Genomic DNA, 13,306 nt, shown 5'->3' with positions numbered 1-13,306 from the left:
GTACTGGGGGCCGCGGGAGGAGGAGCGTTGGGGGCTGAGCTAACTCGTCGTGCATGCACGATTTTTTTAGGTGTCGCGACGAGAGGAAGCGGTGCTCTGACCTGTGCAATTGTCGGTGGCGCTGCCGGCGGGTATGCAGGAGGCAATCTAGGCGGCGCTGGTGGCGAGTTGCTGGGTGGCAAGGTCATCGAGATGGACGGTGATGTGATCTTTCAACCAGAGGGGGTTTAACGATGTCGTGGTTTTCTACTTACACCATCGTGATGGTGATCGGGACGTTGGTTGCCGTGTTACTGATGCGTTATGCCGCGCGCACAAAACTCGACGAGTTGGAAAGTTACTTCAGTGAGAATGCAGCGGTACGCAAGCTACAGCGACGTTGGGAAAACCAGAGGTTCGCTAGATTTAATCGCATGTGCCTCATGATCAGTATCCTCACCACGCCAAAGCAACATGTGAAAGACCGGTTTGTGACTGAGGCAGAGTTGGCCTCCATACCATTTGCACTTAAGCGCTGGGCTGTATGGCTGTATCGTCTTGCGATATTTTTGGCTGCCTACTGGGGACTTTGGTTAGCTTGGCTCTAGCTTGCCTTTTCGGCGACCTATTAATAAAAAATACTGTACATCCATCCAGTAATGTCCTACATTCCATCCCAGGTGACCGGATGTCACCTGACCTTCAGTTTTTAACTATGGATGGATAAAAAATGAAATCGAAAAAAGCCTTTATGCTGGGTGCGGCCATGGCGGCCTCCTGCTTCGTCTCGGCGTTTGCCCTGGCCGCGCAACCCCCTCAGGCACTCAACGCCGAAGCGGTCAGGCAGGCCGTGGACAAAGCGCTCAAGTCCGGCGGCAAGCTGGCCCCGGCGAAGGTCCCGGCCAGCCTCAAGCAAAAGCTGCAGGCAGCCAAGACCGGCCAGTCCAGGGCTGTCACCCAGGCGGTCAAGACTGCGCCTTTCAATACCGTGGTCGGCGAGTTGAAAAAGCCTGGCCAGGCCGAGCTGAAAAGCGCTGCCGTTGCGGCCTTCGTGCCGCTGTTCCCAACCCTGGATATCAACACCCTCTACACCCTCAACGGTGTGGCCCAGGGGGAAGAGTTCGCTTATCACTTCAACCTGCCAGAGAACGCCCGCATCCAAGTGCAACTGGTCAACCAGAGTGCGGGCACCGACATGTCGCTGACCCTGTTCCAGGATGATGGCCAGGGTAATTTGAGCGTGGTGGGTTCTTCGGACGCGGCGGGCAATGCCGATGAATACCTCAACGGTGTACTGCCGGCCGGTGATTACTACTGGTACATGGTCGCCAAGGTCGCCAACAACGCGCAATTCAGTTTTGGCGTGGCGGTAGACACCAACATCGATGCCTACGAGCCCAATGACACGCCGCAGACTGCCTTTGTGCTGCCGGACTCGATGAACAAGGTGACCGGTAACCTCGACAACGCCACCGACGTCGATTACTTCGACTTCAAGGCGGTGCGTGGCCAGAGCGTGAGCATGTTCCTGGCCGGTGACGCGGACGGCAGCCGTAACCAGTGGATTTTCGACCGTTTCGACGGCGTCAATTGGGTCACCATTCCTGCTGGCTCTACCTCGACCTACCCGAGTGTCACGCCGGGCACCACGGTGAAGGTGCGTGTACGGGCTAACCCAGGCGTGGTTCAGGACCCAAGCAAGCACTACCAGCTGAGCCTGGGCTCTACGCCGCGCCTGAACACGTCGGATGTGAAGGGTGACAACGTGGTGCGTGTGCCGGCCTCGATCTTCTGGATGGCGACCCAGGCTGCACGTACGGTGAACTGGACCACCAACTGGTCCGATTCCACTGGCGCACCGTTGTTGGGTGTCACGCCGGTCCTGCGCATCGACAAACGTTTCGACGGTGCCGAGTTCCACTGGACCGACTTCAAGGCCACCACCAACAGTGCGGGCACCTCCCAGGCCAGCTCCGGTATCGGTGACTGCTTCGGCGACTACCGCGTGGAATACCCGGACAGCAGCACCGGCGTCAAATACAACTGGGCCACTACCTTCAACTTCGGCGGCTGGCGGATCGAGCTGGACGAGTTCCCGGGGGTGGGCGTGGGGGGCGAGAGTGTGCCTTACGTGACCTTCGGGCACATTTGCACCCAGGACATCATCCACTGATTCCTACGTTGTAAGTGAGAAGGGGCAGCCTGGTGAGGCTGCCCCTTTTTTCATTCGCCCGCCAGCGCGAGCGACAAAGGCAAGCGCGCCATGCTCGTGCTGTTCAACGAACCCAGGTACAACCAATCGCCATACTCGCGGGCCGTGGTGATGGGCGAGTAATTTCCCGCGCTGCCATCCTGCAAATTGGCGATGACCTTCCCCTCGGTGTCCAACCCCAGCACAAAGGCTTTGCGCTCGACGGGCTTGGGTACCACCATCAGCGCCCGCACCATCACTTTGCGCAGCAGGGGGTAGCCGGCAAAGCTGTCCAGCAGTGGATTGCGCGGCGAGTAGAGCGCCACCCAGAAGCGGTCCTGGCCATTGAAGCTGAGGTTGTCCGGCAGGCCGGGCAGGTTGTCGATAAACAAGTCATGAGTACCGGCGCGCGGCCCCTTGAGCCAATAACGGCTGATGCGATAGGCACCGGTTTCGTTCACCAGCACGAAGTTTTCATCCGGACCCAGGGCCACGCCGTTGGCGAATTGCAACTGGTCCAGCAGCACCTCGGTGGTGCCGTTGCTGAAGTCATAGCGCAGCAGTCGACCATCGCCGCCATGTTCGATCACGGCTTCACCATCCTGCCCATAACCCCAGCGGCTCGACGCGTCGCTGAAGTAGGCATACCGCCCGCTGGCGTCCACGGCGACGTCATCGGTGAAACCAAAGGCGACGTCATTGGCACCCGTGCTCAGGGTGGTCAGTTGGCGATGGGTGTCCAGCGCCAGCAAGCCCTTGACCCCATCGGCAATGATCAAGCGTCCATCCGGGTGCAGTGCCATGCCCAGCGGCCGCCCACCGGTATTGGCGAGTACTTCCAGGCTGCGGCTGTCGGGTGCGGTGCGGATGATGCGCCCGTCATGCAAACCACTGATCAGGTAGCCCTGGGCATCGAGCAATAAGGCCTCGGGGCCGGCGATGTCCTGGGCGCCGATTTTCTGCACGCCTTTCAGGCGCTGGTTTTCGGCGTAGGGACCGTCCTTCATCGACGGCGCCTTGGGGGGTGTCCAGTTCACCGGTTGCACTTTGGTCGGCATCAACAGCAAAAAAGCCATCACCGCCAGAAACAGCACGAACAGCAGATGACGCAGTTTTTTTGGACGGGTACTCATGACGATTCCTGGTTGTCTTGGGGGCGCGGCTCCCAGTGCAGGGTGCCGAAGAGGTAATCCATCAGCGGCAGGACGATGTTGAAATTGCGTCCCTGCATCAGCTCGCGACGGTGGTGCAGGGCGTGCAGTCGGTGCATCTGGCGCAGCCACGGCAAGCGCGCCACGGGATGGTCGACGGGCAGGTGTTCACAGGCGTGAAACAATTCGTAAAGCAAATACCCCAGGATCATGCACCCGGCGAACAGCCCGGCGACGTTGGGACTCAAGTGCTTGAGCAGCCACCAGGCGGGCAGGGTGATGGCCACGCTGTGCAGCACGATCAGCCAGGCCGGAAACAGGATCACCCGCCAGTCCCGGGGGCTGTCGTAAGTCATATGGCCGGGGGTAAAGAAGCTGTGATGATCACCGGTATGTCGCGCGTAAAACAGCCGGGCCAATGCGTGTTTGTGGTGGCCGAGGTGGCGGTGCACCAGGTAGATGCAGAGGTTGAAGAACACCAGCGTCGCGGGCACGGTCAGCCATTGCAGGGCCGTGATGTGCTGTGTGGTGGACCAGGCCAGGGTGATGCATGCCGCGCCGTAGCCGAACACGAAGAGGGCGTGGAGCCAGGGGTTGTAACGAGGCGCAATGGAGGCGCGGTAACGGGCGCGAAAAGTCTCGGTGGGGTGGGGCATGGCAGCAGGCTCGGATTTTTTTTGTTGGAGGCTGAGCTTAGTTGGTGGTGGGGAATGTGCGAGTTTTACAGCGTACACAGGCCTGAGTGTGGGCGCGGGCTTGCTCGCGAACAGGACGTGCCAGGCAACACATCGGGTGACCGACGCACCGCATTCACGGGCAAGCCGGCTCCCACCTTTCGACGGCGACCGACCAGCGGCCCCTTGCGCCTGTCGAATTTCCTTGCTAGCTTTTGGCAAAATGTTAACGATAACATTTGCTCTAACAATAAAAACAAAACAGAGAACCACGCCATGAAAATGCTCCCGAAAACCCTGTGTTTATTGGCTGTAAGCATCGCCCTCGGCACCGCTGCCCCTGCTTTTGCCGACGCTGCGAAACCCATCCGCATCGGCGCGTCCTTCCAGGAAATCAACAACCCCTATTTCGTCACCATGAAAAACGCCCTGGAAGAAGCCGGAGCGACCATCGGTGCGAAACTGATCATCACCGATGCCCGGCACGATGTGTCCAAGCAGGTCAGTGACGTTGAAGACATGCTGCAAAAAGGCATCGATATCCTGCTGATCAACCCCACCGACTCTGTCGGCGTGCAATCGGCGGTCAAATCCGCCCACGCCGCCGGTGTCGTGGTCGTCGCGGTAGACGCCCAGGCGGACGGCCCGCTGGACTCCTTCGTCGGTTCGAAGAACTTCGACGCCGGCTTCCAGGCTTGTGAGTACCTGGCCAAGCACATCGGCGACAAGGGCAATATCGCCATCCTCGACGGCATCGCCGTGGTGCCGATCCTGGAGCGCGTACGCGGCTGCAAGGAGGCGGTTGCCAAGCACCCGGACATCAAGATCGTCAGCATCCAGAACGGCAAGCAGGAACGTGACCAGGCGCTGACCGTTACCGAAAACATGTTGCAGGCCCAGCCCACCCTCAAGGGTATTTTCAGCGTCAATGACAACGGCTCGCTCGGCGCGCTCTCGGCCATCGAAGCCAGTGGCCTGGACGTGAAGCTTGTCAGCGTTGACGGCGCGCCCGAAGCCATCAAGGCGATCCAGAAGCCCGGCAGCAAATTCATCGCCACCTCGGCCCAATACCCTCGCGACCAGATCCGCCTAGCCCTGGGCATCGCCCTGGCCAAGAAGTGGGGCTCGCAAGTACCGGCCACCATTCCGGTGGACATCACCCTGATCGACCAGGCCAAGGCCAAGGATTTCAGCTGGTAAATCACCCAGGCCCCACGCAACCCGTGGGGCCCAGGTCATCCTTCTGAATACGAGGTCGGCGGTATGAGCAGTCTTCTGAAGCTGGAAAACATCTGTAAGCGGTACCCGGGCGTACAGGCCCTCAAGTCCATCAACCTGCAAGTCGAGCGCGGCGAGATCCATGCCTTGCTCGGGGAAAATGGCGCGGGCAAATCGACCCTGATGAAGATCCTCGGCGGCGTCGAGCACCAGGACGAAGGCCAGATCCTGATCGATGGCCAGGCGCAGCAATTCGCGACCTACCGTGATGCGATTGCCGCCGGCATCGGCATCGTGTTCCAGGAATTCAGCTTGATTCCCTACCTCACGGCGGTGGAAAACATCTTCCTCGGCCACGAGCTGAGCAATCGCTTTGGCCTGTTGCGCAAGCGCGAAATGGTCGAGGCCTGCGAGGCGTTGTTCAAGCGCCTGGGCGTGACCATCGATTTGCAATGCGCGGTCAAGCACCTCAGCGTAGCCGAACAGCAGTTTGTCGAAATCGCCAAGGCCCTGGCCCTGGATGCGCGCCTGCTGGTGCTGGATGAACCTACCGCCACCCTCACGCCCAGCGAGGCCGAACTGCTGTTCGAGATCATGCGTGAGCTCAAGCGCCAGGGCGTGGCGGTGATTTTCATTTCCCATCACCTGGAGGAGATTTTCCAGGTGTGCGACCGCATCAGTGTGTTGCGCGACGGCGGCAATGTGGGCGTCACGGACGTGGCCGACAGCGACATCGACCGCCTGGTCGAGATGATGGTCGGGCGACGCCTGGAATGCAGTTTTCCACCCAAGCCGACCAGCGCCCGCGGCCCGCTGTTGCTGGAGGTCAAGGACATCCAACTGGTACGCAACGGCCCCCACAACAGCTTCCAGCTGCACAAGGGCGAGATCCTCGGGTTTGCCGGGCTGGTCGGCTCCGGTCGCACTGAACTGGCGCTGGGCATGATGGGCGCGCTGCCATCGGTGAGCAAAGACGTATGGCTGCGCGGTGAAAAGATCACCCTCGACGACCCGGCCCAGGCACTGGCCCATGGCATCGGCCTGCTGCCGGAAAGCCGCAAGAGCGAGGGGCTGATCACCGACTTCAGCATTCGTGAAAACATCTCGCTGAACAACCTGCCCAAATACCAGAACGCCTCGGGCCTGATCGACAAAAGCCGCGAATGCGCCAGCGTCGAAGGGCTCATGAAACAACTCTCGATCAAGGCCCCCAGCAGCGAAAGCCGCGTGTTCAACCTCAGCGGCGGCAACCAGCAAAAGGTCGTGATCGCACGTTGGATCAACCACCACTGCGACGTGCTGGTGTTCGACGAACCCACCCGTGGCATCGACGTGGGGGCCAAGGCGCAGATCTACGCGCTGATGCGCAGCCTCACCGAACAGGGCTACGCGATCATCATGATTTCCTCCGAGTTGCCGGAAATCATCGGCATGTGCGACCGCGTCGCCGTGTTCCACAAGGGCGCCATCGTCAAGCTGCTGGAAGCGTCCGCCGTCAATCCTCAAGAGGTCATGCGCCATGCAACAGGGGGCTCAAGTGAATACGTCCATTAGTACCGGCGATGACAGCCGGCTGCGCGTGAATCTGGCGCGGCTGGTGCGCTCACCGGCCTTCTACCCGTTCGTGGGGTTGGTGGTGGTGACGCTGGTGATGATCCTTGCCAGCGACACCTTCCTCACCGCCAGCAACCTGTCGAACATTGCTCGCCAGGTGTCGATCAACGCGATTATCGCGGTGGGCATGACCTGCGTGATCCTCACGGGCGGCATCGATTTGTCGGTGGGGCCGGTGATGGCATTGTCCGGCACGCTCACTGCCGGCTTGATGGTCGCGGGCCTGCCGCCCGGCTTGGCGATTGGCGCGGGGATGTTGATCGGCGTGGCGTTCGGCATCGGCAATGGCCTGTTTGTCGCCTACCTGCACATGCCGCCGATCATCGTCACCCTGGCGACCATGGGCATCGCCCGTGGCCTGGGCCTGATGTACACCGATGGCTACCCGATTTCCGGGTTGCCGGACTGGTTTGCGTTCTTCGGCCGCGAAAGCCTGTTCGGTATCCAGGTGCCGATCCTGATCATGCTGCTTACCTACCTGGCCGCCTATGTGCTGCTGCAACACACGCGCATCGGTCGGTACATCTATGCCATCGGCGGCAACGAAGAGGCCGTGCGTTTGTCCGGCGTGCGCGCAGCGCGCTTCAAGCTGCTGGTGTACGGCATCAGCGGCCTGACGGCGGCGATTGCCGGGCTGGTGCTCACCTCACGCCTGATGAGCGGCCAACCGAATGCCGGTGTGTCGTTCGAGCTGGATGCGATTGCCGCCGTGGTGCTCGGCGGCGCTTCGATCGCCGGCGGGCGTGGCGTGATCGTCGGCACCTTGCTCGGCGCCATGCTGCTCGGTGTATTGAACAACGGGCTGAACATGCTCGGCGTTTCGCCCTACGTCCAGAGCGTGATCAAGGGCGGGATCATTTTGCTGGCGATCTTTATCAGCCGTCAGCGCCATAAATAAACTCAAGACAGGACCGAACACCATGGACAAGCACACCGAAATGCAAGCCGTCGTTTGCCACGGCCCCAAAGACTATCGCCTGGAACGCATCGGCAAACCCCAGGCGCGTGCCAATGAACTGGTGATCCGCATCGCCGCCTGTGGCATCTGCGCCAGTGACTGCAAGTGCCACTCCGGCGCGGCGATGTTCTGGGGCGGTGACAACCCTTGGGTCAAGGCGCCGGTGGTGCCGGGGCACGAGTTTTTTGGCTATGTGGTGGAAGCGGGCGAGGGCGCCGAGGCGCATTTCGAAGTCGCGGTAGGCGACAAGGTGATCGCCGAGCAGATCGTGCCCTGTGGCAAGTGCCGCTTCTGCAAGTCGGGCAAGTATTGGATGTGCGAAGTGCACAATATCTTCGGCTTCCAGCGTGAAGTGGCTGAAGGTGGCATGGCCCAGTACATGCGCATCCCCAAGACCGCCATCGTGCACAAGATTCCCGAGTCGGTGTCGCTGGAAGACTCGGCGCTGGTGGAGCCGATGGCGTGTTCGATCCATACCGTCAACCGTGGCGATATCCAGCTCGATGACGTGGTAGTGATCGCCGGCGCCGGCACGCTTGGCCTGTGCATGGTCCAGGTCGCCGCGTTGAAGACGCCGAAGAAGCTGGTGGTGATCGACATGGTCGACGAGCGCCTGGCGCTGGCCAAGCAATTTGGCGCCGATGTGGTGATCAACCCGTCGCGCGACAACGCCCGTGAAATCATCAACGGCCTCACCGACAACTACGGCTGCGACGTCTACATCGAAACCACCGGTGTACCGGCGGGCGTGACCCAGGGGTTGGACCTGATCCGCAAGCTTGGGCGTTTTGTCGAGTTCAGCGTGTTTGGTGCCGAGACCAGCGTCGACTGGTCGATCATCGGCGACCGCAAGGAGCTGGACGTTCGCGGCGCGCACCTCGGCCCGTATTGCTACCCGATCGCCATCGACCTGTTCGAGCGTGGCCTGGTCACGTCCAAAGGCATCGTCACCCATGACTTCGCGTTGGACGATTGGGCCGAGGCTTTTGAACTCGCTAACTCGACCAAGTCGATCAAGGTGCTGTTGAAGCCGGCTACCCTTCCATGAGTCGCACTGTGAATTACGTGATGGGCGTCGATATCGGAACCCAGAGCACCAAGGCGCTGCTGGTGGATGCTCAAGGCACGATCATCGCCCAGCACAGCCAGGGGTATCGCGTGGATACCCCGAAAGTGCGCTGGGCCGAGCAATGGCCACAGGTTTGGCTGGAGGCGGTCGAGGCGTGCGTGGCGCACTGCATGGCCAAGGCCGGTGTGGCCAAGGATCGCGTAAAGGCGCTGTGCATCAGCAGCCTGTATGGCGGTTCCGGGATTGCGGTGGATGCGCAGATCACACCGCTGCACCCGTGCCTGATCTGGATGGATCGCCGCGCCGGCGAGCAGGTGGCCTGGGTGCGTGAGCAGGTGGACCTGGAGCGCCTGTTCGCGGTGACCGGTAACTCGGTGGACAGCTACTACGGCTTCACCAAGATGCTCTGGCTCAAGCAACACCAACCAGAGGTATGGGCGAACACCCGCTACTTGCTGCCGCCCAACAGCTATATCAACTGGTGCCTCACCGGGGAGTTGGCGGTGGACCACAGCAGTGCCGGCAATATCGGCGGTGTCTACGATGTGAAGGCGCGAGGCTGGTCTGCCGAGATGCTCGATGCGCTGGGCATTCCCCAGGCAATGATGCCGGAGCGTCTGGTGTATTCCGGTGAAGTGGTAGGGGGGATGCTGGAGACGTGGGCAACGCGCCTGGGCCTGCAAGCTGGCACGCCGGTGCTTGCCGGTGGCGTCGATGCGGCCATGGCCACGTTGGCCGCGGGGGTTACCCAGCCGGGTAATCACGTGGCGATGATTGGCACCAGCATGTGCTGGGGGTACTTGAACCAACAGGTGGATGCACACCACGGGTTGGTGAGCATGCCCCACGTCTACAACGGCCACCGCGACCTGTATATCTTCGGCGGTGCGATCACGGCCGGTGCGTCGGTGAGCTGGTTTCGCGAGCAGTTCTGCCAGGCCGAGGAGCAGCAGGCCAAGGCCACCGGCCAAGACAGCCTGGTGTTGCTGGAACAGCGCGCGTTGAATATCCCGGCGGGCAGCGAAGGCCTGTTGTTCCTGCCGTACCTGATGGGTGAACGCAGCCCGGTCTGGGATGACCGTGCCAGCGGCAGCTTTGTCGGCTTGAACCTCTATCACAGTCGCATTCACCTGTATCGCGCGGTGCTGGAGGGGGTGAGTTTTGCCCTGCGGCACAACATCGAAGCGGGCACGCGCGGCGCGCATTCCCTGGACCCGCGCTTGATCGTGGTCGGTGGGGCGAGCCATTCGGACCTGTGGATGCAGATCATCGCGGATGTCACGCAGTACCCGGTGTACACCATTGTCCAGGAGGTGGAAGCGGCGATGGGGGCTGCGTTGCTGGCGGCGCATACGGTGGGGTTGGTGAGTGATGGGGAGATGGACAAGGGGTGGGTGCAACTGGCGTTGCGGGCGCAGCCCAAGACGGAAAACGTCGAGGCGTATGACCGTGCGTTTGGCGAGTACCTGAAGCTGTACCCGGCGCTGAAACCGATCATGCACAGCCTGCAAACCCACTGAATCAACTCGATCCCTTGTGGGCACAGGCAAGCCAGCGCCCACGGGGGACCTTCATCGTCTAGGGAACCGTGACCATGACCACCACCTTTGACTTCACCCACCAGCGTGTCCTTGTCACCGGCGCCAGCAGCGGCATCGGTCGCGAAATTGCCCAACAGTTGATCGCCAGTGGCGCCGAAGTCTTCGCCCTGGGGCGTGACGCGCAAGCCCTGGCCCAACTTGGCTGCCACACCCTGTGCCTGGACATCGCCGACAGCGCTGCCCTCGACGAAGCCCTGCGGGCCCTGCCGCCGCTGCACGGCCTGGTCAACTGCGCCGGCGTCTCGCGCTTGGAGCCCGCTGCCGCCATCAGCGCCGAAGCCTTCGACCAGGTGATGCAGGTCAACGCCCGTGCCGCCGCCCAGGTCGGCAGCCGTGTGGCGGCAAAAATGATCGAGGCGAAGATTGCCGGCAGCATCGTCAATGTCTCCAGCCAGGCCGCGCTAGTCGCCCTGGACGATCACCTCGGTTACTGCGCCTCCAAGGCCGCACTCGATGCGATTACCCGCGTGCAATGCGCCGAATGGGGCCGCTTCGGCATTCGCGTCAACAGCGTCAACCCCACGGTCACGCTCACGCCCATGGCGGCCGTGGCCTGGTCGGACCCAGCCAAGCGCGATCCGGCGCTGGCGGCAATCCCGCTGGGGCGTTTTGCGCAATCTGTAGAAGTGGCCTTGCCCGTCCTGTTCCTGCTCAGCGGCGCCGCCAGCATGATCAGCGGCGTCAGCCTGCCCATCGACGGTGGCTACACGAGCCGCTAGCCGTTTTCCAACTGGCCGGCGATCACCACTTTGTCCCGTGGCTTGTACGGGTCTTCGAGGCGGTCAAGCAGCAGCCGGACTGCGCTGCTGCCAGCCAGCGAGGCGTCGTGGGCCACGCAAGCGATGGGGACGCCGAAGATATCGGCGAAGGGCAGGCGGTCGATGCCGCAGATGGTCAGGCTGTCGTGGGGGATATTGTGCATGCGCAACGCGCGCAGGGCGCCCAGGGTGATCAACTGGTTGAAACCCATGATCGCGTCCGGCGCCGAGTGTTCGGCCAGGTAGTCGAGGGTGTGCAGGTAGGAGGGCATCAGCGTGTAGTCGCCGGCCTGCACTTCGACCTGTACCTGGGGATGTTCGGCCAACACTTCGCGCAGGCCCTTGAGGCGTTCGACGGTGATGCGTGAGTGCTCGGGGCCGGTCAGCACCAGCAGGCGCTTGAGCTGGGGCGTCTGGCGCAGCAGGTAATGCGCGGCCTGGATGCCGCTGTGGTAGTTGTCGAGCACCACGCGGCTGAATGGGCTCTCGTGGATCGTGCGATCAAGCAGCACCACCGGGGTCTTGCCGTTGCCCAGGCGTTCGAGGTAATCGGGCTGGTAGCTCGGCTCATCCGAGACCGGCGACAGGATGATGCCGGCCACGCGGTAGCCCAACAGCGTGTCCACGGCTTTGCTTTCCAGCTCTTCGAGCTCATCGGTGTCCACCAGCATGATGGTGTAGCCGTGCAGTTTGGCCTCGCGGGAAATCGCCTTGATCATTTCGCTGTAGAACGGGTTGTCCACCGACGCGGTGATCACGCCGATGATCAGGCTTTCACTGCGCTTGAGCCCGCGGGCGAAGGCGTTGGGCACATAGTCCATCTCCCGCGCCACTTCGAGGATGCGCGCCAGGGTGGCCGGCTTGACCAAGTCGGGCTTGCTCAGTGCGCGCGACACCGTGATGGTGGTCATGCCGACCCGTTTGGCGATGTCGCTGATGGTGACGGACTTTTTCTTGTTCATCGGTAAGGCTGCAAAAGGAAACACCCGCAGGCTAGCATGCGCGGCCGATATTGTTGCTTCAAATCAGCGGATCCCAGCGCTGCGACCAGTCACTTTCCACCTTGACCACTTCACGCAGCAACGCCAGCGCCTGTTGCAACACCGCCGAATCCCGCGCCCGCGCATACACCACAAACGTGGGGAAGTTGAACTCCGGCGCCTTGGGCACGCGCTGCATCACGCCGCTGTCGAGGTAGCTTTGCACCACGCGGGTACGGAAATAGCCGGCGCCGCCGTTCTCCAGGATGTACTGCAGCGCCAGCGGGCCAAGGTTGAAACTCAGCGCGGCACGGGCCTTGTCGGGCAGGGCGGCGTCATGCTGCTGGCGAAAGCCGGGGCCCCAGTCGATGTACACGTAGGGGGCCGGGTTGCTCACCAGTTCTACCAGGATCAGTTTCTCTTCCAGCACCTGCTCCACCTGCAAGCCCGGCCAGTATTGCGGCTGGAACACCAAGGCAGCGTCCAGCACGCCCAGTTCCAACTGGCGCAACAGGTAGTCGCCCTCGCGCACTTCGGTGCGCAGCGCATGGCCGGGGATTTGTTGACGCAGGGCCTGGGCCCAGCCGAGCATCAACGGGTTGCACAGGCTGACCTCGCCGCCGATGTTCAGCACATTGCGATAGCCCTCCGGCAATGGCAGGTCGCGTTTTGCCGCTTCCCAGGTTTGCAGCAGCTGGTTGGCGTACACCACGAAGGCTTCGCCGTCGGCGGTCAGGCGCGCGCCGGCGCGGTTGCGCACGAACAGCGTGCTGCCCAACTGGCTTTCCAGGTTCTTGACCCGCGCGGTGATGGCGGTCTGGGTGACGTGCAGTTTCTCGGCCGCCGCGGCCAGGCTGCCGCAGCGGGTAATTTCGAGGAAGGTGCGTGCCAGTTCGATGTCCATGAAGCCCCCGGGATGAATGTGGGACAGTGTAATGGAATGCGGGCGAGCCTGTGGCAGGGGGCTTTGCCCCGACTGGCTACCTGATAGCTGACCCGCGATCCAAAAAAGGTGGGAGCGGGCTTGCTCGCGAAAGCGGCCTGACAGCCGACGGCAATCTAACTGTCACCCCACAATCCAAAAATGTGGGAGCGGGCTTGCCCGCGAAGGCG

Annotated in this window: 12 protein-coding genes and 1 pseudogene; 9 read left to right on the top strand and 4 right to left on the bottom strand. The window is 61.9% G+C overall.

Annotated elements, in window-relative coordinates:
* From CQ002_RS28425 to CQ002_RS27835, 3 genes and pseudogenes are all read left to right on the top strand, one after another.
* Positions 1-231, top strand: a pseudogene (locus CQ002_RS28425) (hypothetical protein); the annotation flags it as partial.
* Between the two features lie 2 nt (positions 232-233).
* Complete coding sequence (locus CQ002_RS27840) at positions 234-587, top strand: hypothetical protein (RefSeq protein ID WP_105162539.1); 354 nt, start codon at positions 234-236, stop codon at positions 585-587.
* Between the two features lie 122 nt (positions 588-709).
* The gene (locus CQ002_RS27835; RefSeq protein ID WP_105162538.1) at positions 710-2,152 is read left to right on the top strand and encodes a PPC domain-containing protein; all 1,443 of its coding nucleotides are present in this window, start codon (positions 710-712) and stop codon (positions 2,150-2,152) included.
* Positions 2,153-2,202: 50 nt separating this feature from the next.
* On the opposite strand, the gene CQ002_RS27830 is transcribed toward CQ002_RS27835, so the two are convergent.
* Together CQ002_RS27830 and CQ002_RS27825 are read right to left on the bottom strand one after the other, a co-directional pair.
* Positions 2,203-3,303: an SMP-30/gluconolactonase/LRE family protein gene (locus tag CQ002_RS27830; RefSeq protein ID WP_034107390.1), complete on the bottom strand. Its 1,101-nt coding sequence runs from the start codon at positions 3,301-3,303 to the stop codon at positions 2,203-2,205.
* Positions 3,300-3,977: a sterol desaturase family protein gene (locus tag CQ002_RS27825; RefSeq protein ID WP_105162537.1), complete on the bottom strand. Its 678-nt coding sequence runs from the start codon at positions 3,975-3,977 to the stop codon at positions 3,300-3,302. Before CQ002_RS27825 ends, CQ002_RS27830 begins: the two co-directional genes overlap by 4 nt.
* Positions 3,978-4,271: 294 nt before the next feature.
* Between CQ002_RS27825 and CQ002_RS27820 the strand changes: the two genes are divergently transcribed.
* The 6 genes from CQ002_RS27820 (at position 4,272) to CQ002_RS27795 (ending at position 11,174) form a co-directional block, all read left to right on the top strand.
* Positions 4,272-5,195 carry a substrate-binding domain-containing protein gene (locus CQ002_RS27820; RefSeq protein WP_034107387.1) on the top strand — a complete coding sequence of 308 codons (924 nt, stop codon included), beginning with the start codon at positions 4,272-4,274 and terminating at the stop codon, positions 5,193-5,195.
* 63 nt (positions 5,196-5,258) lie between these two features.
* Positions 5,259-6,767 carry a sugar ABC transporter ATP-binding protein gene (locus CQ002_RS27815; RefSeq protein ID WP_034107384.1) on the top strand — a complete coding sequence of 503 codons (1,509 nt, stop codon included), beginning with the start codon at positions 5,259-5,261 and terminating at the stop codon, positions 6,765-6,767.
* Positions 6,733-7,725, top strand: a complete 993-nt coding sequence (locus CQ002_RS27810; protein WP_098466906.1) for an ABC transporter permease — start codon at positions 6,733-6,735, stop codon at positions 7,723-7,725. Before CQ002_RS27815 ends, CQ002_RS27810 begins: the two co-directional genes overlap by 35 nt.
* Positions 7,726-7,747: 22 nt before the next feature.
* On the top strand, positions 7,748-8,833 hold the full coding sequence (locus CQ002_RS27805; RefSeq protein ID WP_034107379.1) for an alcohol dehydrogenase catalytic domain-containing protein: 1,086 nt from the start codon (positions 7,748-7,750) through the stop codon (positions 8,831-8,833).
* A gap of 8 nt (positions 8,834-8,841) precedes the next feature.
* A complete protein-coding gene (locus CQ002_RS27800) occupies positions 8,842-10,374 on the top strand; it encodes an FGGY-family carbohydrate kinase (RefSeq protein ID WP_105162536.1) in 1,533 nt (510 codons plus the stop codon).
* Positions 10,375-10,448: 74 nt separating this feature from the next.
* Positions 10,449-11,174, top strand: coding sequence for an SDR family oxidoreductase (locus tag CQ002_RS27795; RefSeq protein WP_105162535.1), 726 nt, complete (start codon positions 10,449-10,451; stop codon positions 11,172-11,174).
* On the opposite strand, the gene CQ002_RS27790 is transcribed toward CQ002_RS27795, so the two are convergent.
* The gene (locus tag CQ002_RS27790; RefSeq protein WP_034107372.1) at positions 11,171-12,175 is read right to left on the bottom strand and encodes a LacI family DNA-binding transcriptional regulator; all 1,005 of its coding nucleotides are present in this window, start codon (positions 12,173-12,175) and stop codon (positions 11,171-11,173) included. The two genes, CQ002_RS27795 and CQ002_RS27790, sit on opposite strands and share 4 nt — an antisense overlap.
* Before the next feature lie 58 nt (positions 12,176-12,233).
* Positions 12,234-13,097, bottom strand: a complete 864-nt coding sequence (locus tag CQ002_RS27785) for a LysR family transcriptional regulator (RefSeq protein WP_105162534.1) — start codon at positions 13,095-13,097, stop codon at positions 12,234-12,236.
* Between the last annotated feature and the right edge of the window lie 209 nt (positions 13,098-13,306).

The sequence above is a fragment of the Pseudomonas sp. MYb13 genome, from assembly GCF_002980075.1.
Classification (GTDB): domain Bacteria; phylum Pseudomonadota; class Gammaproteobacteria; order Pseudomonadales; family Pseudomonadaceae; genus Aquipseudomonas; species Aquipseudomonas lurida.
This window is presented reverse-complemented; position numbering and strand designations above follow the sequence as displayed.